The 24,533-nt window shown below is 62.1% G+C and carries 19 protein-coding genes and 2 pseudogenes; 6 read left to right on the top strand and 15 right to left on the bottom strand.

What is annotated here, in order from left to right:
- Positions 1 to 185 precede the first annotated feature (185 nt).
- On the top strand, positions 186 to 2,066 hold the full coding sequence (locus M1D87_RS05360) for an LTA synthase family protein (protein WP_123083877.1): 1,881 nt from the start codon (positions 186 to 188) through the stop codon (positions 2,064 to 2,066).
- A gap of 95 nt (positions 2,067 to 2,161) precedes the next feature.
- On the opposite strand, the gene guaA is transcribed toward M1D87_RS05360, so the two are convergent.
- The 6 genes and pseudogenes from guaA to M1D87_RS05330 form a co-directional block, all read right to left on the bottom strand.
- Positions 2,162 to 3,739, bottom strand: a complete 1,578-nt coding sequence (gene guaA / locus M1D87_RS05355; RefSeq protein WP_015269106.1) for a glutamine-hydrolyzing GMP synthase — start codon at positions 3,737 to 3,739, stop codon at positions 2,162 to 2,164.
- 78 nt (positions 3,740 to 3,817) lie between these two features.
- Positions 3,818 to 5,287 (bottom strand): IMP dehydrogenase, encoded by a 1,470-nt coding sequence (gene guaB / locus M1D87_RS05350; RefSeq protein ID WP_013971138.1) that lies wholly within the window; start codon positions 5,285 to 5,287, stop codon positions 3,818 to 3,820.
- 86 nt (positions 5,288 to 5,373) lie between these two features.
- Positions 5,374 to 5,931: a hypothetical protein gene (locus M1D87_RS05345; RefSeq protein ID WP_003257977.1), complete on the bottom strand. Its 558-nt coding sequence runs from the start codon at positions 5,929 to 5,931 to the stop codon at positions 5,374 to 5,376.
- A gap of 51 nt (positions 5,932 to 5,982) precedes the next feature.
- A pseudogene (locus tag M1D87_RS05340) lies at positions 5,983 to 6,282 on the bottom strand (TSUP family transporter); the annotation flags it as partial.
- Positions 6,283 to 6,393: 111 nt separating this feature from the next.
- Complete coding sequence (locus tag M1D87_RS05335) at positions 6,394 to 7,377, bottom strand: IS5-like element IS2000 family transposase (RefSeq protein WP_123085883.1); 984 nt, start codon at positions 7,375 to 7,377, stop codon at positions 6,394 to 6,396.
- Between the two features lie 86 nt (positions 7,378 to 7,463).
- Positions 7,464 to 7,928 (bottom strand): annotated as a pseudogene (locus M1D87_RS05330) (TSUP family transporter); the annotation flags it as partial.
- Positions 7,929 to 8,025: 97 nt separating this feature from the next.
- Between M1D87_RS05330 and M1D87_RS05325 the strand changes: the two are divergent.
- From M1D87_RS05325 to leuA, 4 genes are all read left to right on the top strand, one after another.
- Positions 8,026 to 8,904 carry a LysR family transcriptional regulator gene (locus tag M1D87_RS05325; protein ID WP_123083876.1) on the top strand — a complete coding sequence of 293 codons (879 nt, stop codon included), beginning with the start codon at positions 8,026 to 8,028 and terminating at the stop codon, positions 8,902 to 8,904.
- Positions 8,905 to 9,217: 313 nt separating this feature from the next.
- A complete protein-coding gene (gene xseA, locus M1D87_RS05320) occupies positions 9,218 to 10,597 on the top strand; it encodes an exodeoxyribonuclease VII large subunit (RefSeq protein WP_123083875.1) in 1,380 nt (459 codons plus the stop codon).
- Positions 10,598 to 10,600: 3 nt separating this feature from the next.
- Positions 10,601 to 11,428, top strand: coding sequence for a M23 family metallopeptidase (locus tag M1D87_RS05315; RefSeq protein WP_015269103.1), 828 nt, complete (start codon positions 10,601 to 10,603; stop codon positions 11,426 to 11,428).
- 423 nt (positions 11,429 to 11,851) lie between these two features.
- Complete coding sequence (gene leuA, locus M1D87_RS05310) at positions 11,852 to 13,525, top strand: 2-isopropylmalate synthase (RefSeq protein WP_013971133.1); 1,674 nt, start codon at positions 11,852 to 11,854, stop codon at positions 13,523 to 13,525.
- A 243-nt stretch (positions 13,526 to 13,768) separates the two neighbouring features.
- On the opposite strand, the gene M1D87_RS05305 is transcribed toward leuA, so the two are convergent.
- Genes M1D87_RS05305 through zwf form a run of 3 tightly spaced genes read right to left on the bottom strand, consistent with a single transcriptional unit; the run spans position 13,769 to position 16,636 of the window.
- Positions 13,769 to 14,449: a bifunctional 4-hydroxy-2-oxoglutarate aldolase/2-dehydro-3-deoxy-phosphogluconate aldolase gene (locus tag M1D87_RS05305; protein ID WP_015269102.1), complete on the bottom strand. Its 681-nt coding sequence runs from the start codon at positions 14,447 to 14,449 to the stop codon at positions 13,769 to 13,771.
- 17 nt (positions 14,450 to 14,466) lie between these two features.
- On the bottom strand, positions 14,467 to 15,180 hold the full coding sequence (pgl, locus tag M1D87_RS05300; protein WP_015269101.1) for a 6-phosphogluconolactonase: 714 nt from the start codon (positions 15,178 to 15,180) through the stop codon (positions 14,467 to 14,469).
- The gene (zwf, locus tag M1D87_RS05295; protein ID WP_013971130.1) at positions 15,167 to 16,636 is read right to left on the bottom strand and encodes a glucose-6-phosphate dehydrogenase; all 1,470 of its coding nucleotides are present in this window, start codon (positions 16,634 to 16,636) and stop codon (positions 15,167 to 15,169) included. Before zwf ends, pgl begins: the two co-directional genes overlap by 14 nt.
- Positions 16,637 to 16,847: 211 nt before the next feature.
- Here zwf and hexR point away from each other — a divergent pair, with 211 nt between their 5' ends.
- Positions 16,848 to 17,711, top strand: coding sequence for a DNA-binding transcriptional regulator HexR (gene hexR, locus M1D87_RS05290; RefSeq protein WP_169774905.1), 864 nt, complete (start codon positions 16,848 to 16,850; stop codon positions 17,709 to 17,711).
- Here the strand turns inward: hexR and M1D87_RS05285 are convergent.
- The 6 genes from M1D87_RS05285 to M1D87_RS05260 form a co-directional block, all read right to left on the bottom strand.
- Positions 17,704 to 18,558 carry a D-hexose-6-phosphate mutarotase gene (locus M1D87_RS05285; RefSeq protein ID WP_013971129.1) on the bottom strand — a complete coding sequence of 285 codons (855 nt, stop codon included), beginning with the start codon at positions 18,556 to 18,558 and terminating at the stop codon, positions 17,704 to 17,706. The two genes, hexR and M1D87_RS05285, sit on opposite strands and share 8 nt — an antisense overlap.
- A 116-nt stretch (positions 18,559 to 18,674) precedes the next feature.
- Positions 18,675 to 19,967 (bottom strand): carbohydrate porin, encoded by a 1,293-nt coding sequence (locus M1D87_RS05280; RefSeq protein WP_230397116.1) that lies wholly within the window; start codon positions 19,965 to 19,967, stop codon positions 18,675 to 18,677.
- Positions 19,968 to 20,068: 101 nt separating this feature from the next.
- Positions 20,069 to 21,223 (bottom strand): ABC transporter ATP-binding protein, encoded by a 1,155-nt coding sequence (locus M1D87_RS05275; RefSeq protein WP_123083874.1) that lies wholly within the window; start codon positions 21,221 to 21,223, stop codon positions 20,069 to 20,071.
- 3 nt (positions 21,224 to 21,226) lie between these two features.
- Positions 21,227 to 22,072 (bottom strand): carbohydrate ABC transporter permease, encoded by an 846-nt coding sequence (locus M1D87_RS05270; protein ID WP_085720749.1) that lies wholly within the window; start codon positions 22,070 to 22,072, stop codon positions 21,227 to 21,229.
- On the bottom strand, positions 22,065 to 22,973 hold the full coding sequence (locus M1D87_RS05265) for a carbohydrate ABC transporter permease (RefSeq protein ID WP_013971125.1): 909 nt from the start codon (positions 22,971 to 22,973) through the stop codon (positions 22,065 to 22,067). The genes M1D87_RS05270 and M1D87_RS05265 overlap by 8 nt, the downstream gene beginning before the upstream one ends.
- A 181-nt stretch (positions 22,974 to 23,154) precedes the next feature.
- Positions 23,155 to 24,441 carry an ABC transporter substrate-binding protein gene (locus M1D87_RS05260; RefSeq protein ID WP_039612764.1) on the bottom strand — a complete coding sequence of 429 codons (1,287 nt, stop codon included), beginning with the start codon at positions 24,439 to 24,441 and terminating at the stop codon, positions 23,155 to 23,157.
- Between the last annotated feature and the right edge of the window lie 92 nt (positions 24,442 to 24,533).

Genomic DNA, 24,533 nt, shown 5'->3' with positions numbered 1-24,533 from the left:
GTTATCTGCCCGACCACCTGTGGCAACCTACTCCCCCTCGGTACCAAACTGACGCCCAGGGGCTGACTTGCCCGATTCAGGGTGGGCTGCTTAAGTTCAACAGACGGGGTGCACAGGTGCTGGCCTTCTGCCCGCCTATCGCTTCAGACAAGACGCCTGCTCTGTGAATGCGAAGGTTTGACACCATGTGGCACAGGAATTCATTACTGTATTTTTCGCTGCTGCTCACTTCAGGCCTTCTTCTGGCACCGAAGATCATCCTGATCGAGTTTTTCTCCTATCGATGGGTGGAGACCGGTGTTCTCGATATTGCCCTGTACTTGCTTCAAGACGTGCTGCTGGTGGTCGCCTTCTTTGTGATTGCTGCCACCACCATTACCAGAAACAAATTCAATTTTTATCTGTTAAGCATCGCCTCAGGCGCCTTGCTGCTGTTCCTGCTGGTGGACATGCGAGTTCGGGAGCTATGGCTGAAGCCACTGGACTGGCAACTGATACGCTACAGCCTGCAGAACGCAAGCAACCTGACCTCCGGAGCCGAGGTGTTCCTCACCCAAGCCGCCGGGTTCGGGCACACATTCAGGTTCATTGTCTTTGTGCTTTTTCTTGCCTACCTGGTGACCTGGTCTTTCGCTGGGCTGGCAACCTACATCGCTTATAAAGAACAGCGCACGGTCACAATAAAGAAAAGACAACACCTCTGGGCGTCGCTGCTGGTGATAGGCGTCCTGCTCATCGGCTCCATCCATGCCAAAGACGCACGCTATCACCTGAACGAAAATATTGTCGTCAGTCCGCTGGTCACAACACTCGGAAGCACCACCTTCTTGAATGCAGCTCCGCATAGACCGCCGCTGCCATTCGAACAACCCGCCTACCCGCTAACCAGCGTCAACGACATCCGAAAACTTCAATCTCATGCCACACCAGACTTCAAGAACCTGGTCTTCATCATTCTGGAGTCGGTGCGCTGGAACAGCGTTTTTGCGCCCGACATCAAAACCGCCGAGAGGTATCCCACCTTCGATAAGCTCTCTCGGGAGGGCATGCTCTTCAAAACGTACGTATCAGTGCCTCACTCGTCCAAAGGCTACCACGCGATCCTGACGGGGCTGCACGCCTACCCAGATATTGAAATCAAAGAGGCCATGTACCTGCTACAACCCAGCGTCATCCATGAGCTGAAAAACAGGAAAAACATGGAAGCCGTCGCATTCAGCTCGCTGTACCTGCAATTCGAAAACATGGAGGGTTTCCTGAAGTCCATCGGCGTATCGAATGCCTATGCAGTTTCGGAGATCACCCATGCCGAAAATCGCTCACAACACGCCAATAGCTTCGGAGAGAGTGATGAACAGCTGTTTTCATCCAGCATCTCTTACCTGGAGAAGATAAAAAAGAATGGCCAGGGTTTCATCGCACTCTACTTCCCAAGCGCAGCCCACTACCCCTACCAATGCAGCCAAGGGCCCCCATTACTGAGCGAGCTGGAAAAGTATGAAGACTGCATAGCCAGAACAGACAGCGTACTGGGTGAAATGCTGACATCATTCGACAAGCAAGGCCTTCTGGACTCGACATTATTCGTGCTCGTGGGTGACCACGGAGAGTCGTTTGGTGAGCACGGTCTCTTCATTCACAACGCTTCCATGCACGAAGAAGAAGTGACCGTACCCCTGATTTTCTGGGCCAAGGAAAAGTCACTGCCCAAACCCGCCACAACGACCAGTCACCAGATCGATGTTGCGCCCACGGTCGCCGACTTTTTTGGCGTGATCGAGTCGCCCCTGTCTGTCCAAGGCATCAGCTTGTTGAGGGAACATGGCAAACGCACATTTTTCATGTCCACGTTCTTTGACCAACTGGCGTCAGCCTTGGTGGAGCACCCTTACAAATACATATACGAATTCAGTTCGGACACCCTGACCAAATACAATATCGAGAATGACCCGCAGGAAAAGCACCCGCAGCGCGTGGAGGGCGATGAGTTCGTCGCGGTGAAGAGCAGGTTGCTTTCCTATAATGTCTACCAGAAAGCGCTATTTGCCAAAAAGCCAAAAGAATAAGCAAATCTGAATGAGCAAGAACCAGAAAACCCGCAATTATGCGGGCTTTCTGGTGTATCCGTGCCTACGGGCACCAGCCTGAGCTGGCTACCCGATCATTCCCACTCGATAGTCGCTGGCGGCTTGCTCGACACGTCGTAGGTAACGCGCGAGATGCCGTCGATTTCGTTGATGATACGGCCGCTGACGGTTTCCAGCAGCTCGTACGGCAGGTGCGCCCAGCGCGCGGTCATGAAGTCCACGGTCTCGACGGCACGCAGGGCCACGACCCAGGCGTAGCGACGGCCGTCGCCGACGACGCCGACCGACTTGACCGGCTGGAACACCACGAATGCTTGGCTGGTCTTGTGGTACCAGTCGGCCTTGCGCAGCTCTTCGATGAAGATGTGGTCGGCGCGACGCAGGATGTCGGCGTATTCCTTCTTCACTTCACCAAGGATACGCACGCCCAGGCCCGGGCCCGGGAACGGGTGGCGGTAGACCATGTCGTACGGCAGGCCCAGCTCCAGGCCGATCTTGCGCACTTCGTCCTTGAACAGTTCACGCAGCGGCTCGACCAGCTTGAGGTTCATTTCCTCCGGCAGGCCACCAACGTTATGGTGCGACTTGATCACGTGGGCCTTGCCGCTCTTGGCGCCCGCCGATTCGATCACGTCCGGGTAGATGGTGCCCTGGGCGAGGAACTGGATGTTTTCCAGCTTGCTAGCTTCGGCATCGAACACGTCGATGAAGGTGCGGCCGATGATCTTGCGCTTCTTCTCCGGGTCGGCTTCGCCGGCCAGGTTGTCGAGGAACTGCTTTTCAGCGTCGGCGCGGATGACCTTGACGCCCATGTTCTCCTTGAACATGGCCATCACCTGGTCGCCTTCGTGCAGGCGCAGCAGGCCGTTGTCGACGAATACGCAGGTCAGCTGGTCGCCGATGGCGCGGTGCAGCAGTGCGGCAACGACGGAGCTGTCGACGCCGCCGGACAGGCCCAGCAGGACGTTGGCCGAACCGACCTGCTCACGCACCTGGGCAATGGCGTCTTCGACGATGTTGGACGGAGTCCACAGGGCTTCACAGCCGCAGATGTCCTGCACGAAGCGGGACAGGATGCGACCGCCCTGCTTGGTGTGGGTAACTTCCGGGTGGAACTGCACGCCGTAGTAACCGCGCGCGTCGTCGAACATGCCAGCGATCGGGCAGCTCGGGGTGCTGGCCAGCACGTGGAAGTTGCCCGGCATCTGGGTGACCTTGTCGCCGTGGCTCATCCACACATCCAGGCCCAGCAAGCCGTCGGCGTCGATGTGGTCTTCGATGCCGTCGAGCAGGCGGCTCTTGCCAACCACGTCCACGCGGGCATAACCGAATTCACGCAGGTCGGAACCTTCGACCTTGCCGCCCATCTGCTCGGCCATGGTCTGCATGCCGTAGCAGATGCCCAGCACTGGTACGTTCAGGTCGAACACCGCCTGCGGGGCGCGCGGGCTGTTGGCTTCGTGGACCGACTCGGGGCCGCCGGCGAGGATGATGCCGCGCGGGTTGAATTCGCGGATCGCTTCATCGTCCATGTCGAACGGATGCAGCTCGCAGTACACGCCGATTTCGCGCACGCGGCGGGCGATCAGCTGGGTGTACTGGGAACCGAAATCGAGGATCAGGATGCGGTGAGCGTGAATGTCGAGGGCCATGACTCAATCTCGTCAGTGGAAATCGGAAACGACGCGGGGCTGTCATGACAGCCCCGCTTTCTGTTGTAGCTGGAAGCCTCAACCTACGCGGTAGTTAGGGGCTTCTTTGGTGATCTGCACGTCATGCACGTGGGACTCGGCCATGCCGGCACCGGTGATGCGCACGAATTCCGGCTTGGTGCGCATCTCTTCGATGGTTGCGCTGCCGGTGTAGCCCATGGACGAACGCAGGCCGCCCATCAGCTGGTGGATGATCGCGGCCAGCGCGCCCTTGTAGGGAACACGGCCTTCGATGCCTTCCGGTACCAGCTTCTCGGCGCCGGCCGAGGAGTCCTGGAAGTAGCGGTCGGACGAGCCTTGCGCCTGTGCCATGGCACCCAGCGAGCCCATGCCGCGATAGGCCTTGTAGGAACGGCCCTGGAACAGTTCGACTTCACCCGGAGCCTCTTCGGTACCGGCGAACATCGAACCCATCATCACGCAGGAAGCACCGGCAACGATGGCCTTGGACAGGTCACCCGAGAAGCGGATGCCGCCGTCGGCGATCAGTGGCACACCAGTGCCTTCCAGTGCAGCGGCAACGTTGGCGATGGCGCTGATTTGCGGCACGCCTACGCCGGCAACGATACGGGTGGTGCAGATGGAGCCTGGGCCGATACCGACCTTGACCGCGTCAGCGCCAGCTTCGGCCAGAGCCTTGGCGGCAGCGCCGGTGGCGATGTTGCCGCCGATCACCTGCACTTGCGGGTAGGTTTCCTTGACCCAGCGAACGCGATCGATCACACCTTTGGAGTGACCGTGGGCAGTATCGACCACAACCACGTCAACGCCAGCAGCCACCAGGGCGGCAACACGCTCGCCGGTGTCCTTGCCGGTGCCGACCGCGGCGCCGACGCGCAGGCGACCCTGGTCGTCCTTGCTGGCCAGCGGGTAGGCCTTGGCCTTTTCGATGTCCTTGACGGTCATCATGCCCTTGAGGTTGAACTTGTCGTCAACGATCAGGACTTTTTCCAGGCGGTGCTTGTGCAGCAGCTCGCGGACTTCGTTCTTGTCGGCGCCTTCGCGGACGGTGACCAGACGCTCTTTGGGGGTCATCACGTCGCGGACCTTGGCGTCCAGGCGGCTTTCGAAGCGCACGTCACGGGAGGTGACGATACCGACCAGGTCGCCATTCGCCAGCACCGGAACGCCGGAGATGTTGTTCAGGCGGGTCAGGTCGAACAGGTCGCGCACGGTGGCGTCGGCGTCGATGGTGATCGGGTCCTTGACCACGCCAGCCTCGAACTTCTTGACCTTGCGGACTTCGCTGGCCTGCTGTTCGATGGTCATGTTCTTGTGGATGATGCCGATGCCGCCTTCCTGGGCCATGGCAATGGCCAGGCGCGCTTCGGTCACGGTATCCATGGCAGCGGATACCAGCGGAATGTTCAGCTCGATGCCACGGGTCAAACGGGTCTTGAGACTGACTTCATTAGGCAGTACCTCGGAATAGCCAGGTACAAGGAGGATATCGTCGAAGGTCAGGGCTTCTTGGCTGATACGCAGCATCGCGGGGGCTCCCGGGCGGGAAAAATGGAAGCGCGCCATTATACTCATGCACGGCGCGCCGCTCAATGCAAAATAAGGGCCTTCGGTCAGCCTTGTGGCAGTTTTACCTGTACCACGGCCACCGGCTGGTCGAGCCAGTCGGCGAAGCTGTCGAGGAAGGCCTGGGTGAACCCGGCCTCGCCCCAGTTGTTGAAGATGAACCCCAGGTTGGAAAAGGCACATGGCTGCAGGTAAATGAAGCCATTGATGTCATCTTCGAAGCCGCACAACGGGCAGGTGAAGTTGTCGCTAACTGCCGGCATCCATTCTTCCAGGCTTTCGAACAGCGGCTCACCCACCTCGCGCCGACACTCGGGGCAACCGGCCTCTTCGAGGAAACCTTCGGTAGGGGTATAGATGCAGCGCTTGAGCATCACCTCCAGGCCGTTGACCTGTTCGCCGAAGGGCAGTTTCTCCGGATGCAGGGCCACTTTGCGGGCACCTTCGGCCAGGGCATGGCCCATGCGGTTGCCGGTGCGGCCACAGGTGGTCAACTGTTCCTCGACGACTTTCTCGCGCACCAGCCAGCGCAGGATGGCGCGGGCACGGGCTTCGTGCACCGGGACGGTAGACAGCTTGGGAACGATGATGCTCTGGGTGTTCATGAACGGGACAAGCCTGAAAAACTGCGGTAATAGCGCAATTCTACCGCCTGCTCAGGCGCTCAGGTAGCGACCGATCAGCGCCAGGCCGCTGGCCAGCACCAGCCAGGTGACCAGGCGCACGAAGGCTTCGCGAGACAGCCGATGGGTAAGCCTGCGCCCTGCCCAGAGGCCGACGAGCATGACCGGCAACAGGCAGGCGGCGAGCAACAGCAGGCTCTGGTCGGCATAGACGCCTGCAATCAGGAACAGCGTCAGCCGCACCACCGTACTGCAACTGATCAGCGCGCTCTGGGTAGCGCGCAATTGTTCCTTCACCTCCAGCCGCGCGCTCAGGTACAGCGCATAAGGAAACTCCGAACAAGTTGCTCATCAGTCGGAAATGTGCGGTTTAGGGATGCCGAAAAGCCCGCTTTTCAGTCGCTGATTATTGGATAACCAAGGCAAAGCCTTGGTTATCTGGACTCACGGGCGCACCTCTCCCGCAGCAGGCAATAATTGCCGGCGCACCATCCACAGATTCGACAGGGCAAACAGCGTGGTCAGTTGCGCCGTGTTCTTGGCCAAGCCGCGAAAACGAGTCTTTACATAGCCGAACTGGCGTTTGATCACCCGGAACGGGTGCTCCACCTTCGCACGCACTTGCGCCTTGGCCTTTTCGATCTTGCGCTTGGCTTGGTAGAGCACGCTGCGTTTGTTCAAGTGTTTGTAGGTGCTGCGGCGGGCAGCGACCTGCCATATCACCTGCCGTCCCTCGTGTTCTGGCCGCTTTTCCACGCCTGTGTAACCCGCATCCGCACACACGACATTCTCTTCGCCATGCAATAGCTGAGCGACCTCCGTCACGTCAGCTACGTTCGCGGCGGTGCCATGAACGTGATGCACCAGACCCGATTCAGCATCCGCGCCGATGTGGGCCTTCATGCCGAAATAGTACTGGTTGCCCTTCTTCGTTTGATGCATTTCAGGATCGCGCTTGCCTTCCTTGTTCTTGGTCGAACTGGGCGCGTGGATGATGGTAGCGTCGACAATGGTGCCCTGGCGCAACGACAGGCCCTTGTCTTGCAGGTAATTGTTGATGGTTTCCAGAATGCCGACTGCCAACTGATGCTTCTCCAGCAGGTGCCGGAAGTTCATGATCGTCGTGTCTTCGGGGATCGGAGCGCTGAGCGTCAGACGAGCGAACTGGCGCATCGAAGTGATCTCGTACAGCGCCTCTTCCATGGCGGGATCGCTCAAAGAGAACCAATTCTGCAGCAGGTGAATGCGCAGCATGGTTTCCAGAGGATAAGGCTTGCGGCCACCGCCAGCCTTTGGGTAGTGAGGCTCGATCAACGCCACCAGTCCACTCCACGGAACCACCTGTTCCATCTCGGCCAGGAAACGCTCGCGACGGGTTTGCTTGCGCTTGCCGGCGTACTCGAAATCGGAAAAGCTCATCTGACTCATGGGATGGCGGACTTGTAGAAGGCAGTTGGACGGAGGGCTATTTCAGCACAGGTCAGATGGCCTGTGCTGACTTGATCGGAGAATCCATAAAGGAAGCCGCCGCTGCCGAACAAGGCGCCGAACAGCCCGCCTGCCGTGCCCATCGGCATTGCCCAGAAACCCGACAGACTGGCCGGCCGTACCTTCACCGCCAGCCCGTACAGGGCATACGCCGTGACGAACAGCCCCATCAGCAGCAGCAACAGGTCTGACTTCAGCTGTAGCAGGAATACCACACCCAGCGCGCAGCCAATGGCCATGAACGGCAGCAGCCGCAGCAGTTCGCCGCGCACGACATCGCGGCGCGAGGGCAGCAGGTTGCCGAAGGCGGCGACGAAGTCCAGCAGCACCAGCAGCGGAATGATCCGCGACAGCGGCATGAAGTGGATCAGCACTGGGCCGGCCACCAGCGCGGTGCCGAAACCGGCGATGCCGAAGACGATGTAGGCAGCGCCGACACCAAGCAGGATAGGCAGCCAGTCGAGGCCGGAAAACGACAGTTGGGCGAGCATGGCAACAGTTCCTGGGAAGACAGGCAAAGGTTAGCCAGCCATGAGCCATGCCGACTAATATGCCTTTGTCGCCACACTCATCTCGAAAAGGCATGACATGACGTCAATCCGCCAACTGCGTTACTTCGTGGAAATCGCCGAATGCGGCAGCTTCAGCGCTGCCGCCGAGCGGCTGTACATCGCCCAGTCGGCGCTGAGCCGGCAGATCAAGGAACTGGAGCAGCAACTGGGCACGCCGCTGTTCGAACGCACCGCGCGCCTGCCGCGCCTGACATTGGCTGGCCAGGCCTTTTTGGAACGGGCGCGGCGCTTGCTGGCCGACTTGGCGCAGGCCGAGCGTGTAACCCGCGACATTGGCGAAGGGCTGCAGGGCAGTCTGCGCCTGAACCACTCCAGTACAGTGCCGCTGACCGGCCCGCTGCTGGCTCGCCTGGGCGGTTACTTGCGCGACAACCCAGGTGTTTCGCTGGAAATTGCCCAGCAGTCGTCGGAGGCGCAGTTGGAGGATATCGCTGCCGGGCGGTTGGATATCGGCCTGCTGCGCTTGCCAGTACTGCGCCAGTATGAAGGGGTGGTGCTGCATGAACTGTTCAGCGAACCCCTGCTGCTGGCGGTCGCCGCCGGGCATCCCTTGGCCCGCGCGCCACAGGTGAGACTGGAACAACTGCGGGAAGAGCGCTTCATTTCCATTCCGCACCGGGACCGTGGCGGGCTGAGCTACCTGTCGGCCTCGATGTGCATGGAGGCAGGCTTTTTCCCGCGCGCGGCGCAGGTGCTGTCGCGCAAGACCACCCAGTTGCAGCTGATTCAGGCGGGGTTTGGGGTGGCGTTGTTGCCGGAATGCATGCGTGAGATTGCGCCAGCCTCAGTCAGCTTCGTGGCACTGGAAGGAGGGTGTGAGAGTACTGTGGCGATGGCTTGCAGGCGTGACGCAGGTTCGATGGTGCGCCAGTTCGTGACGGCGATGCAGGCCTGAAAGGCCGGCCCCCATAGAACTGCACTTAACTCATTGAATTAGCAGGGGCCCTGTGGGAGCGGCTTTAGCCGCGAACACCGGCGCAGCCGGTGCCATGCACCGCGTTGGATTCTTCGCGGCTAAAGCCGCTCCCACAGGGTATGCGGACTGCTTGCACTTTCAGTTATCCACGCGACAGCGCAGCCCAAAGGGCTGGGCCGGCTCCCACAGGGACAGCATGAGGCCCAAGCCAGCGCGATACCTGTGGGAGCCGGCTTGCCGGCGATAGGGCCGGGACAGACAACCGGGGCCGATGTCCTTTATGATGCCCGCCATGATCAGAGACCCTTTCGAACGACTCGGCCTGGACCGCGAGGTCCTTACCGTCAGCCAACTCAACGGCCGTGCCCGCGTGCTGCTGGAAGACGTGTTCCGCAGCGTGTGGGTGGAAGGCGAGATTTCCAACCTCGCCCGCCCGGCGTCCGGCCACGTGTACTTCACCCTCAAGGACAGCGGCGCACAGGTGCGCTGCGCGCTGTTCCGGCAGAACGCCACGCGGGTGCGCCAGGCCCTGCGCGACGGTCTGGCGGTGCGGGTACGCGGCAAGGTTTCGCTGTTCGAAGGGCGTGGCGATTACCAGCTGATTCTCGACACCGTCGAGCCGGCCGGTGATGGCGCCTTGCGCCTGGCCTTCGAGGCATTGAAAGAGAAGCTCGGTGCCGAGGGGCTGTTCAGCGCCGAACGCAAGCAGCCGCTGCCAGCACACCCGCAGCGCATCGGCATCATTACCTCGCCCACCGGTGCAGTGATCCGCGACATCATCAGTGTGTTCGGTCGCCGCGCCCCGCAAGTGGAACTGAACCTGATCCCCACCGCAGTGCAGGGCCGCGAAGCCATTGCACAGATCGTGCGCGCGATCCGCCTGGCCGATAGCCTGGGGTTCGATGCGCTGATCCTGGCCCGGGGGGGCGGCTCGCTTGAAGACTTGTGGTGCTTCAACGAAGAAGCGGTGGCGCGGGCCGTGGCCGCCTGTGTCACGCCGATTGTCAGCGCCGTAGGCCATGAGACCGATGTCTCGATCAGCGACTTTGTCGCCGACGTGCGCGCGCCTACACCGTCTGCTGCCGCCGAGCTGCTGGCCCCCGACAACAGTGGCCTGCAGCAACGCCTGGATGGCCTGCAACGGCGCCTGCTGCTGCGCATGCAGAACCGCCTGACCCACGACCGCCTGCGCCTGGAGTCACTGACCCGGCGCCTGCGTCACCCGGGCGAGCGCCTGCGCCAGCAGGCCCAGCGCCTGGACGACCTGGACATGCGCTTGCGCCGCGCGTTCATGCTCAACCTCAACCAGCGCCACGAGCGCCTGGCACGCCTGGATACCCGCCTCGCCGCGCAGCACCCGGGGCGAACCCTGAAACTGCTGGGCCAACGCCTGGACAGCCTGGCCGAGCGCCTGCCACGGGCCATGCGCGAGGTGCTCAAGGACCGCCGCCAGCGCTTCCAGGCCCAGTTGCAGACGCTTCAGGTGGTCAGCCCGCTGGCCACCCTCGCCCGCGGCTACAGCATCCTGCTGGACGAACAAGGCCAGGCCATCCGCAGCGCCGAACAGACCCGCAATGGCCAGCGCCTGACTGCCCGCCTGAACGAAGGCGAGCTGTTGGTGCGGGTCGAAGACAACCACCTGACCCCGGTCACCCTCTCACTCCTGGACTGACACATGCCCCGCCTGCTCGCGCCCCTGCTTGCCCTTTCCCTCCTGCTGCTGGCCGGCGGCGCCCAGGCCAGCTACATCACCCGCACACTGAACAAGCCGGTACCCGGCGGCGTGGCGGTGGTCGACCTCGGCCCCGCCGCCAGCGCGCCCAGCGCCCGCTTCGACGGCAAACCGGTGCTGGTGGTGAAGGAGCAGGACAACTGGCTGGCCATCGTCGGCATCCCGCTGACCCAGAAGCCCGGCACCGCGATGCTGAGCCAGGGCGGCCGTACCCTGCCCTTCACGGTCGGTAGCAAGAAATACCCCGAGCAGCGCATCACCCTGAAGAACACCCGCCAGGTCAACCCGAACCCGGCCGACCTCAAGCGCATCGATCGTGAGCTGGCCGAGCAGATCAAGGCATACCGCAGCTTCAGCCCGACCCTGCCCAGCAACCTGATTCTCGACAAGCCAGTCAGTGGCCCGCTGTCGAGCAAGTTCGGCGTGCGCCGTTTCTTCAATGGCGAAGAACGCAACCCGCATGCCGGGCTGGACTTCGCGGTACCGGCCGGCACGCCGATCAAGACCCCGGCCAATGGCAAGGTGATCCTGGTGGGCGATTACTTCTTCAATGGCCGTACAGTGTTCGTCGACCACGGGCAGGGCTTTATCAGCATGTTCTGCCATATGTCGAAGATCGATGTGCAGGTGGGGCAGCAGCTGCGCCGGGGCGAGGTGGTGGGGCGCGTGGGCTCGACCGGGCGGGCTACCGGGCCACATATGCACTGGAACGTCAGCCTGAACGATGCGCGGGTGGATCCGGCGATTTTCATTGGTGCGTTCCAGCCCTGAGAGCGGTACTGCCTGTGCCGGCCTCTTCGCGGGTAAACCCGCTCCCACAGGGATGGCGCTGCACCTGTGGGAGCGGGTTCACCCGCGAAAGGGCCAGCACAGTCGACATCAGTTCAACTGTGTTGCGCCATCGAAAAATACTGCGCAACAATCAATAAGCCAGCCTTGCTTTCATGCCATAAAATCTCGCCTTTCAGCTTTTTTTAAGCATTCCTCTCAATTTTTCCTGAACGCTTGCCATCACCCACCCCACTGGTTAGGGTTGAAGGCATGAAAACCTTCAGCACCCTCATCCTGCTCCGACAACATCGCAGCCTCTGCCTGGTCAGCGCCCGACTACCAGGCTGAATCGCGTCGCCTCGCCTTTTATCTCGTTATCGCTCGGCAGGCCCGATCTCGGCCGCACACAAAAGGATTGCTTCCATGACCATGCTCAAAGACCCTTCGAAGAAATACCGCGCTTTCCCGACCATCGACCTGCCTGACCGTACCTGGCCGTCGAAGACCATCACCGCCGCGCCAATCTGGTGCAGCTCCGACCTGCGTGATGGCAACCAGTCGCTGATCGAGCCGATGGATTCGGAGAAGAAACTGCGCTTCTGGAAGACCCTGGTGCAGGTTGGCGTGAAGGAAATCGAAGCCTCGTTCCCATCCGCCTCGCAGACCGATTTCGACTTCGTGCGCATGCTGATCGAAGACGGCCACATCCCGGACGACACCACCATCCAGGTGCTCACCCAGGCCCGTGAAGACCTCATCGCCCGTACCTTCGAATCGCTGCGCGGGGCGAAGAAGGCCATCGTCCATCTGTACAACGCCACCAGCCCGTCGTTCCGCCGTATTGTCTTCAACCAGGACAAGCAAGGCGTGAAGGACATCGCGGTGAACGCGGCCAAGCTGTTCGTCAAGTATGCCGCCCAGCAGCCGGAAACCCAGTGGACCTTCCAGTACTCGCCGGAAACCTTCAGCGCCACCGAGATGGAGTTCGCCAAGGAAGTCTGCGACGCGGTCATCGAGGTGTGGAACCCGACCCCCGAGCACAAGATCATCCTCAACCTGCCGGCCACCGTGGAAGTGTCCACCCCGAACATCTACGCCGACCAGATCGAGTGGTTCTGCCGTAATGTCAGCCGTCGCGACAGCGTGATCATCAGCCTGCACTGCCACAACGACCGTGGCACCGGCATTGCCGCCACCGAGCTGGGCCTGATGGCCGGTGCCGATCGCGCCGAAGGCTGCCTGTTCGGCAACGGCGAGCGTACCGGTAACGTCGACCTGGTGACCCTGGCGTTGAACCTCTACACCCAGGGCATCGACCCGCTGCTGGACTTCTCCGACATCGACGGCGTGCGCAAGGTGGTCGAAGAATGCAACCAGCTGCCAGTGCACCCACGCCATCCGTACGTGGGCGACCTGGTCCACACCGCGTTCTCCGGTTCGCACCAGGACGCCATCCGCAAGGGCTTCGCCAAGCAGCAGGAAGGCGAGCTGTGGGAAGTACCTTACTTGCCGATCGACCCGGCTGACATCGGTCGCAGCTACGAGGCGGTAATCCGCGTCAACAGCCAGTCGGGCAAAGGCGGCATCACCTACCTGCTCGAGCAGGAATACGGCATCAGCCTGCCGCGCCGCATGCAGATCGAATTCAGCCAGGTAGTACAGGGCGAAACCGACCGCCTGGGCCTGGAAATGACCGCCCAGCAGATCTACAGCCTGCTGCACAAGGAATACCTGCAGGCCAACTCCCCGTATGCGCTGGTCAGCCACCGTCTGCAGGAAGAGAACGGCCACAGCGCCGTGGAAGTGGAAGTGGCGGGCGAAGGCGAGACTACCCTGCACTGGCGCGGCAAGGGCAACGGCGCACTGGAAGCACTGGTGGCCGGCCTGCCGATTGCCGTGGAGATCATGGACTACAACGAGCATGCCATTGGCGCCGGCACCAATGCCAAGGCCGCGGCCTATATCGAACTGCGCGTGGCCGGTGGTCGCCCGGTACATGGTGTGGGTATCGATGAAAACATCACCACGGCCAGCTTCAAGGCACTGTTCAGCGCGCTGAACCGCTCGCTGAGCCAGCAGGAAGCCAAGGCGGCCTGAGCCGTACCGCAATGAATGAGAAAGCCCGCATCGTTTGATGCGGGCTTTTTTGTTGGCCTGTGCCGGCCTCTTCGCAGCACAAGGCTGCTCCTACAAGGAACTGCATAGCATCCGGACCCTGCGCTGCCCCATGTAGGAGCAGCCTTGTGCTGCGAAGAGGCCGGCACAAGCACTGCAAGAATTTCAGGCAAAAAAAAGGGGCGCCGACCAAGCGCCCCACAAGCCGTAAAGCACACAACAAATTCAGTTGGCGTCCAGCAGCGCCATCGCCTCCGCGCTGCACGCTTCGATCCGCGCCCAGTCGCCGTTCTTGATCCAGCTGCTGTCGAGCATCCAGGTACCACCCACACACATCACATTGGGCAGCGCCATGTAGTTGCGCACGTTGGCCGGGTTCACCCCACCCGTAGGGCAGAAACGAATATCGCCGAACGGGCCGCCAAAGGCTTTGATCGCCGCTACCCCGCCGCTGATCTCCGCCGGGAACAGCTTGAAGCGGCGGTAGCCCAGGGCGTAGCCCATCATTATTTCGGACGGCGTGCTGATGCCTGGCAGCAGCGGGATTTCGCTGTCCACACCAGCTTCGAGAATGTCTTGGGTAATACCTGGCGTAACGACGAATTGCGCGCCCGCAGCTTCAACCGCGGCGAACATGCCACGATCGAGCACGGTGCCGGCGCCGACACAAAGCTCCGGGCGCTGCTCGCGCAACACCTGGATGGCCTTCAGGCCATATTGCGAGCGCAAGGTCACTTCCAGGGTACGGATACCGCCGGCGGCCAGGGCGTCAGCCAGCGGCAGGATGTCTTCCTCACGGGCGATGGTGATCACCGGCAGGATGCGCGCCTCTTTGCAAATGGCGTCGATCCGTGCGGCTTTGTCGGCCATCGAGAGCTTGGGCTGTGGGCGTTCAAGGGTGGTCATGACTGTGGATCCTTGGCTCATGGGCACCAGTAGATGTCCAGGGGGGCGTGAAGAAAAGCGCGTATCGGCATTTCGGAAAGGTCGGTGCCAGCCAGCGCGGCGCGCAGGGTAGCGAGTTTGCCCTGCCCTTGTACGGACAGCGCGGTAAAGGCGGAGCTGGCCAGCAGCGAGCGGGTCATCGACAGGCGCTGGCGCGGCACGCTCGGTGCCAGCAAGGGCAGGCAGCGGCGTGGGTTGGCCAGGTCGAGGCCTGCCTCCAGGTTGGGGCTGGCGGGGAACAGCGAAGCTGTATGGCCATCATCCCCCATACCCAGCACCAGTACGTCAATTGGCGGCAGCTCGGCCAAGGCCTGATCGGCCTTGCCTGCAGCGGCATCAAGGTTCTCCGCCTGCTGGTAAAGACCAACGAAGCGGGCCTTGGCCGCCGCGCCCTTGAACAGGTGGCGCGCCAGCAGGCCGGCGTTGCTGTCGGCATGCTCCACCGGCACCCAGCGCTCATCGGCCAGGCTGACGGTGACCTTGGCCCAGTCGAGGTTTTCGCTGGCCAGCTTCTCGAGGAACGGCACCGGGCTGCGGCCGCCGGATAGCACCACGCAGGCCTGGCCCTTGGCGGCAATGGCTGCGCGCAAGCGCTCGGCCACGTCATGGGCCTGGGCTGCGGCCAGAGCCTTGGCATCCGCCAGCTCATGTACCGTCACAGTCGCTGGCAGTTTCAGTTCAGATATCCCCATACCACGCCCTCCCATCGCGTGTGATCAGTGCAATCGAGCTCATCGGCCCCCAGGAGCCTGCGGCGTACGGCTTGGGCGCATCGCCTGCGTTACGCCAGCCAGCAATCAGCTGGTCGCACCACTTCCAGGCATACTCGATTTCATCCTTGCGCACGAACAGGTTCTGGTTACCGCGCATCACTTCGAGCAACAGCCGCTCGTAGGCATCCGGGATCCTTGCACTGCGCCAGGTATCGGAGAAATTCAGCTGCAACGGGCCGCTGCGCAGTTGCATGCCTTTATCCAGGCCCTGCTCCTTGGTCATCACCCGTAAAGAAATGCCTTCGTCCGGTTGCAGGCGGATGATCAGCTTGTTACCGATCTGCAAACGCTGTTCCGGAGCGAAGATGTAGTGCGGCGTTTCCTTGAAGTGGATGACGATCTGCGACAGTTTCTGCGGCATGCGCTTGCCGGTACGCAGGTAGAACGGCACCCCCGACCAGCGCCAGTTGCGGATGTCGGCACGCAGGGCGACGAAGGTTTCGGTGTCGCTCTGGGCGTTGGCGTTGTCTTCTTCCAGGTAACCGGGCACAGGCTTGCCATCGCTGTAGCCGGCGATGTACTGGCCGCGCACCACACGGGTGCTCAGCCCTTCGCCAGTGATCGGTGCCAGGGCCTTGAGTACCTTGACCTTCTCGTCACGGATGGCGTCGGCCGACAGTTCGCTGGGCGGGTCCATGGCGATCAGGCACAGCAGCTGCAGCAGGTGGTTCTGGATCATGTCGCGCAGCTGGCCGGCCTTGTCGAAGTAGCCCCAGCGGCCTTCGATACCGACCTTCTCGGCGACGGTGATCTCCACATGGGAGATGGAATTCTGGTTCCACTGGGTTTCGAACAGGCTGTTGGCGAAACGCAGGGCGATCAGGTTCTGCACTGTTTCCTTGCCCAGGTAGTGGTCGATGCGGTAGACCCGGCTCTCTGGGAAGAACCGAGCCACAGCATCATTGACCCGGCGCGACGACTCCAGGTCGTGGCCAATGGGCTTCTCCAGCACCACTCGGGTGCGTGCGGCCAGCCCGGCCTTGTCGAGGTTTTCGCAGATGGCCCCGTACACCGCCGCAGCGGTGGCGAAGTAGGCAATCAGCGGCAGCTCGTCCGGCAACTGCTCGGCCAGGGCCTGATAGCCCTCGGGCTGGAGGAAATCCAGGTGCTGGTAGCTCAGCCTGGCGAGGAAACGGCCCAGTGCGGCGGGCTCGATATCGGCCTCGGGCACATGCCGGCGCAGGTGCGCCTCGATGCTGTCCAGGTGGCCCTGCGCGCTACCGGCCTCGCGGGCCAGCGCCAGCAGGCGGGTTTCCGGGTGCAGCAGGTTGGCCCGGTCGAGCTGATAGAGGGCAGGAAACAGCTTGCGCAATGCCAGGTCGCCTAAGGCGCCAAACAGGGCAAAGGTGCAAGGTTCGACACTGATCGCAGCCATGATGTTGGTTCTTTCCTAAAGTTGGTCTAGGAATACCGCTTTCACATACGGTTTTCAAGGGATAATGTAGTAAAAACCACAACATTACACACAAGGGTTACAGACAAGTGGTACGTCAACCGCGCCGACAGTACGATAGACGACCGTGCAAAAAGCCTGCTGCTCCAACAGCCGGCTGTCTTCTCGACCCAAGGACACACCCATGGACCGCGTGCGAAACCTCCTGGAACAGATCCAGGGCCGCCTCGACGAGCTGAACAAGGCCGAACGCAAAGTCGCCGAAGTCATCCTGCTCAATCCGCAACAAGCCACCCGTTTCAGCATCGCTGCGCTGGCCCAGGCGGCCAAGGTCAGCGAACCGACCGTCAACCGCTTCTGCCGCTCGTTCGGCGTCAGCGGCTACCCCGAGCTCAAGCTGCAGCTTGCGCAGAGCCTGGCCAGCGGCGCCGCCTACGTCAGCCGCGCGGTGGAGGCTGACGATGACCCGGCAGCCTACACCCAGAAGATCTTCGCCAGTGCCATCGCCTCGCTCGACAGCGCCTGCCAGCAGCTCGACCCGCAACAGGTCAGCCGTGCCGTGGACATGATGATCCAGGCACGGCAGATCCACTTCTTCGGCCTGGGCGCCTCGGCCCCGGTGGCGCTGGACGCCCAGCACAAGTTCTTCCGCTTCAACCTGGCAGTATCGGCCCACGCCGACGTGCTGATGCAGCGCATGCTGGCCTCGGTGGCGCACACCGGCGACCTGTTCGTCATCATCTCCTACACCGGGCGCACCCGCGAACTGGTCGAGGTGGCCCGCCTGGCCCGGGAAAACGGCGCCTCGGTACTGGGCCTGACCGCTGCCGGTTCGCCACTGGCCAATGCCTGCAGCCTGAGCCTGCACATTCCGCTGCCGGAAGACACCGACATCTACATGCCGATGACCTCGCGGATCATCCAGCTGACCGTGCTCGATGTGCTGGCCACCGGCATGACCCTGCGTCGCGGCGTGGACTTCCAGCCGCACCTGCGCAAGATCAAGGAAAGCCTCAACGCCAGCCGCTACCCGATCGAGGACGACGAGCTCAACTGAGCCGGTGCGCCTGCAGGCGCAGGTGGGCACGCTGCCCCGGCGCCAGGCTCAGGCCCTCGCCACTGCCGCTGGCGGCCTCGACACAGACGAAGCGCTGGCATTCACGCCCGGTCACGCCCATCAGCGGGCGGTTGCCCGGGTGCCACACCACCGTGTCGTCGCTGTCACCGGTATCGATGCACAGCTCGCGCTGCCAGGCCGGGTCCTGCAATTGCACCCGCGGCGTGCCGGGGTAGACCTTCTGGCAACCGCCCTTGAGCTTCAGCGCGCCATCTTCACGGCAGGCCTGGCGGTTCAGGCGGTCGTAGCCTTCTATATCCTCCAGCCCGGACAGCGCTATCTCGGACACGTCACTGATGCGCCAGTAGGCCAGCAGGGCATGGCTCAGCTGGCAGGGTTCGCTGTCCTGGTGCTCGGTGCTCAGGCTCAGCTCCATGCGGCTACCCAGCCGGGCATGCAGGTCAACCTGCCAGTCGCACAGGTCCAGCCGCCATTTCAGGGTTACGCCCTCCTCGTCCTCGCGGCTGTCCACCAGCTTCCAGTCGAGCAGGCGCGCCCAGCCATGGGCGGGCCACAAGTCCTCGCTGGGGTGGCGGCCATACCATGGCCAGCACACCGGCACGCCACCGCGGATCGCCCCCACCTGCGGCCACTGCTCGGCGCACCACAGCCAGGGCCGTTCACCCGCTGGTTGAAAATGCAGCAGTTGCGCACCCTGGCGGCTGAACACCGCCTGGCAACGGGGATGGTCGATGATCAGCACATCGCGCTGCTGGTAACGCTCCCACTCGAATGTCGGCCGGGGCCGCTGCGAGGTGAAGAAGCGATGGAGCGGATGTTCGGGCATGGTTCAGAGCTCTTGTTGTTTGAGATAGCGCTGTCTCGGCCTATCCCCGACAACCACTGAAGACCAGTGGTTGTCGGGTACCGAAGTGGATTGGCGTAAATTTACAACAATTGCTCTCAGAATGACGACTGAATCTTCAAACCTGCGACCAGCGCGTTATCCACCTCATCCACGCCGCCGGGGCTCTTGATGTACTGCAGGTTGGGCCGCACGGTCAGCCAATTGGTGACGTGGAAGCCGTAGTAGAGCTCGGCGTTGTACTCGGTACGCTGCAGCGGCACGAAGCCTGGGTTGTCGTAATCGCTGATGCCGCTCTGGGCGTTGAGCAGTTCCGCGCGCTTCTTCACGTCGTCATTCACATGAATGCGCGCCACGCCAAAGCCGATATCGTCCTTGGGCCGGGCGTCGAATGCGCCTTTGTAGACCAAGCCCAGTTGCTGATAGTTGTCGACGACGTTGGTGGCCTTGTCGTGCACGGTGAAGTTGGCGAACAGGCTCAGGCCACGGTTTACATCGCCGCCATGGGCAGTGACCTGCTGCTGTGCCACCACCCACCAGCCATGCTTGCTGGAGTGCGACTTGAAGGCCTCGCCCGTCAGCGCCTGCGGGTTGCCGTTGACGTCATCGAACACATCGTCGGCCTTGGCCGTGCTGTAGTAATAACCCAGGCGGTACTCGCCCGGCAGGCCATTGACCTTGGGTGACCACACCGCTTCCACCGGCAGGATCGCGCCTTTGGTGCCGCTGCCACTGAGCTTGAAGCCGTTGCCGGTTTCCAGGTTGGAAGGGTTCTGCTCGAAGGCACCGACCTGAACGAAGAATTCCGGAGTGATGTTGTATTTCACCCGCAGCGCCCACTGGCTGACCGGCCAGTTGTACCAGATGCCGCCAACCCAGTTGCCCACCTGCGAGCCGCAGAAGGCCAGGTTCTGGAAGTCGCAGGGGAAACTGTTGAAGTCCTCGCCCTCGCCGAAGCGGCCAAATTTGACGTCCAGTGCGCCGTCGAAGTACTTCTGCTTGACCCACATCTGGGTCAGGCGCCAGGTCTGGCCGCGACCCCACACCTCCTGCACCGAGCTGAACTGCCCGGCGCGCGGGTCGCTGATGCGGTCGTTGGACAGGTTGCGGCCGCTGCGCTCGGTGATCGCCAGCTTGAACTCGGCGTCGTGCCAGCCAAAGATTTTCTGCAGGTCCAGGTGCGCGCCGAGGGCGAACTGGTCGCTGTAGCGCGCAGTCTTGTCGTCGTTGTATCCACCGTGCAGGTTACCGGCAACCTCGCCGACGTAATCGAGGGTGAAGTCATAGCCCTTTTCCAGCAACTCGGTGCGGGTGCCGCCCCAGTCGCCGGTCATCCACTTCGATTCGCTGGAGAAAGCTTCGGCAGCCTGAACGCTGCTGCCAACAGCCATCGCCAGTGGCGCGAGCAAGGCCAGCGAGCCCAATGTCCTGATGCGTTTGCGCTGTTCCATCCCTTTGCGTCCTCTTTTTCTTATTTGATGGTGTAGACGAGTTATCGGCCCTTGAAGTGCGCCACGTTGTCTTTCATGGTTGCAGCAGTGGTGGCCAGGTGCAGGCGCTCGCCGCTGGCGGCGTCGAACAGCAGCACCCGGGCTGGGTCGAATTGCAGGTTCAGGTTATCGCCGACCCGGCACGCCACATCCGGCGCCAGGCGGCAGCAGACCTTGGTCTGGTTGAGGGTGACGAATACCAGCAGGTCTGGCCCGGTGGGCTCGGTCACCTGCACCTCGGCGCGAATGCCGGGCAGGCCGTTGCCCTCGGCTGCGCCCAGGGCAATCTGCTCGGGGCGGATGCCGAGGATGACCTCGCGGCCATCCATCTCGTCCGCGGTCATTCCCAAGGGCAGCTCGCAACGCGCCTGGCCGCTGTCGAGCACGGCCAGCAGGCGCCCGTCCTGTTGCGTGAGGCGCACCGGGATGAAATTCATCGGCGGCGAGCCGATGAAGCTGGCGACGAACTGGTTGGCCGGATCGTTGTAGATTTGCTGCGGGGTGCCGAACTGCTGGATGATGCCGTCCTTCATCACCGCCACCTTGTCCCCCAGGGTCATGGCCTCGATCTGGTCATGGGTGACGTAAACGGTGGTGGTCTTCAAGCGCTGGTGCATCAGTTTCATTTCGGTGCGCATCTCGACGCGCAACTTGGCATCGAGGTTGGACAGCGGTTCATCGAACAGGTAGATCTTCGGCCGCCGTGCCAGCGCCCGGCCCATGGCCACGCGCTGTTGCTGGCCACCGGACAGCTGCGCAGGCTTGCGCGCCAGCAAGTGCTCGATCTGCAACAGCTTGGCCACCCTCGCCACTTCCTCGTCGATTGCAGCTTGCGGCAGCTTGCGGATCTTCAGGCCGAACTCGATGTTCTCGCGCACGCTCATGGTCGGGTACAGCGCGTAGGACTGAAACACCATGGCGATGTCGCGGTCCTTGGGGCTCATGCCGCTGACGTCCTGCTGGTCGATGAGTATCGCGCCGCCGGTGATCTGCTCCAGCCCGGCGATGCAGTTCATCAAGGTCGACTTGCCGCAGCCCGAGGGGCCGACCAGGATCAGGAACTCGCCATCCTTGATCGACAGCTGGATGTCCTTGAGGGTGTCCGGCAAACCGCTGCCGTAGGTCTTGTTCACATTGCGAAGTTCGAGCGTTGCCATGACTTACCCCTTTACCGCGCCAGCAGTCAGCCCGCGGACGAAATATTTGCCTGCCACCACGTAGACCAGCAGGGTTGGCAGGCCGGCGATCATCGCCGCCGCCATGTCGACGTTGTATTCCTTGGCCCCGGTGCTGGTATTGACCAGGTTGTTCAGGGCCACGGTAATCGGTTGCGAATCGCCGCTGGAGAACACCACGCCGAACAGGAAGTCGTTCCAGATCTGGGTGAACTGCCAGATCAGGCAGACCATGATGATCGGCGTGGACATCGGCAAGATGATGCGGCGGAAGATGGTGAAGAACCCGGCACCGTCCAGACGCGCGGCCTTGACCAGCGCATCGGGGATGCTCACGTAGAAGTTGCGGAAGAACAGCGTGGTGAAGGCCAGGCCGTAGACCACGTGTACCAGCACCAGGCCGGTCGTGGTGCTTGCCAGGCCGAGCTTGCCAAGGGTGAACGAGGCCGGCAGCAGTACAGTCTGGAACGGCAGGAAGCAGCCGAACAGCAGCAGGCCGAAGAACAGCTGCGAACCGCGGAAGCGCCACATCGACAGCACATAGCCGTTCAGCGCGCCGATGGCGGTGGAGATCAGCACCGCTGGCACGGTGATCATGATCGAATTCCAGAAGTAACCGCTGACCGTGCTCCAGGCCTTGATCCAACCGATGCCGGTAAATACTGCCGGCCAGCTCAGCAGGTTGCCGGTGCTGATGTCTTCCGGGGTCTTGAAGCTGGTCAGCAGCATCACCACCAGCGGTACCAGGTACAGCAGCACCGCCAGCAACAGCACGGCGTGGATGGCGATGCGGCTCGGGCTCAGCACCGCTTTGTCGAGAGGGCTATGCATGGCGTTTGCTCCGCAGCTCCGAGTACAGGTAAGGCACGAGGATCGCCAGGATCGCCCCGAGCATCAGGATGGCGCTGGCCGAGCCCATGCCCATCTGGCCGCGGCTGAAGGTGAACGAATACATGAACATCGCCGGCAGGTCGGACGAGTAGCCTGGGCCGCCGGCAGTCATGGCCGCCACCAGGTCGAAGCTCTTGATGGCAATGTGCGCGAGGATCATCAGCGAGCTGAAGAACACCGGGCGCAGACTGGGCAGTACCACGCGCCAGTAGATGCGCGGCAGGCTGGCGCCGTCGATCTGCGCGGCACGGATGATCGACGGGTCGACGCCACGCAGGCCGGCAAGGAACATTGCCATGATGAAACCCGAGGCCTGCCACACGGCGGCGATCACCAGGCAGTACACCACCCGGTCGGGATCGATCAGCCAGTCCAGGCGAAAGCCCTCCCAGCCCCAGTCACGCAGCAGCTTGTCCAGGCCCATGCCGGGGTTGAGCAGCCACTTCCAGGCAGTACCGGTGACGATCATCGACAGCGCCATGGGGTACAGGTAGATGGTGCGGATGAAACCTTCGCGACGGATGCGCTGGTCCAGCAAGACCGCCAGCACTACGCCGATGACCAGGCTGATGGCGATGAACAGGCCGCCGAACAGCAGCAGGTTCTTGCTTGCCACCCACCAGCGGTCGTTGTCGAACAGCCGGGCGTATTGCGCCAGGCCGGCCCATTTGTAGGTCGGCAGGAAGGTCGAGGTGGTGAAGGACAGAACGAAGGTCCAGAGGATGTAGCCGTAGAAGCCCACCAGGATGATGAACATGCTAGGCGCCAGCACCAGCTTGGGCAGCCAGCGCTGTAGCGCGTCCAGGGGTGAGGCCCGCAGTTGGGCGGTTGCTGTGGTCATGGTTCACCTCAAAGGCGCCGCACTCCCCTGTAGGAGCGGCCTTGTGTCGCGATGGGCTGCGCAGCAGCCCCAAAGGACTCAAGGTCGATTACCTACCTTAAAGATCGAGTGCGCAGGTTATGGGGCTGCTGCGCAGCCCATCGCGACACAAGGCCGCTCCTACAACGGAATCGCGTCAGCTTTACTGGGCAGCCTTGATCGCCGCCGCCAGCTTCTTCGCCGCATCGGCCGGGTCGGCCTTGGGGTCGTTGATGTAGTTGGTCACCACATCGAAGAACGCACCCTGCACGGCCAGCGTGGTGGCCATGTTGTGCGCCATGCTCGGCTGCAGGCCGCCATTTTTGGCATCGGCCAGGAAGTCCTTGGCAGAGGTCTGCGCGCAGGCGTCGAAACCATACTTGCCCATGTCGGCCAGCATGTCGTTGCGCACCGGGATCGAGCCCTTGTTGCTGCTGAAGACCTTCTGGAAGTCCTCACCCAGCACCTTGCGGGCGATATCCTGCTGGCCGGCAGACGTGCCGGCGTCGTTCTGCTTGAACACCACCAGCGAGTCGATGTTGTACAGGAAGGCCTTTTCGGTGCCGGGGAACGGCACGCACTGGTAGTCCTTGCCGGCGGTTTTCTTCGCCAGGGTCCATTCGCTCTTGGCCCAGTCGCCCATGATCTGCATGCCGGCCTTGCCGTTGATGACCTTGGCCGCTTCCAGGTTCCAGTCCTGGCCTTTGCCATCCGGGTCCATGTAGGTGGCGACCTTTTTCAGTTCGGTCAGCGCCTTGACCATCTGCGGGCCAGTCAAGGCCGTGCTGTCGAGGTCGACCAGGGCCTTCTTGTAGCCATCGGCCCCCATGACCGCCAGCACCACGCTTTCGAACACGGTGCTGTCCTGCCACGGCTGGCCGCCATGGGCGAGCGGGATGAAGCCGGCGGCCTTGAGCTTGTCGGCGGCGGCGTAGAATTCGTCGAGGGTGGCTGGCGCCTTGTCGATCCCGGCCTTCTTGAAGACCTCAGGATTGATCCACAGCCAGTTGATGCGGTGGATGTTCACCGGCACGGCGACATAGTCACCGTCGTACTTGACGGTATCCGCGACCTTCTTGTCGAGCAGTGAGTCCCACTTTTCTTCTTTGGCCACATCCTTGAGCACATCGGCGTCGAGCAGGCCGGTGGCAGCCCAGTCCTGGATGTCCGGGCCCTTGATCTGCGCGACACCCGGCGGGTTGCCGGCCACGGCGCGGCTCTTGAGTACGGTCATGGCGGTGGCACCACCACCACCGGCGACGGCGCCGTCCTTCCAGGTGAAGCCATCTTTTTCGACCTGGGCCTTGAGCACATCGACCGCCGCTTTTTCACCACCGGAGGTCCACCAGTGCACGACCTCGACACTGCCTTTGGCATCGGCAGCCAAGGCACTCAGCGGGAACAAGGAGGCCAGTGAGATTGCGGCAGCGAGACGGAGCGTGGAATTCATCGAAGCACCTTTCTTGTTGTTATGCCGTGCAAGTCGATCGCTTGCGTTGCATGAAGTCTAAACAGCGTGCTCGCCTCGCCAGGTAACGAAGC

Source organism: Pseudomonas sp. SA233 (assembly GCF_054792385.1).
Note: the sequence above shows the minus strand (reverse complement) of the source record. Positions and strands in the feature narration are given on the sequence as shown.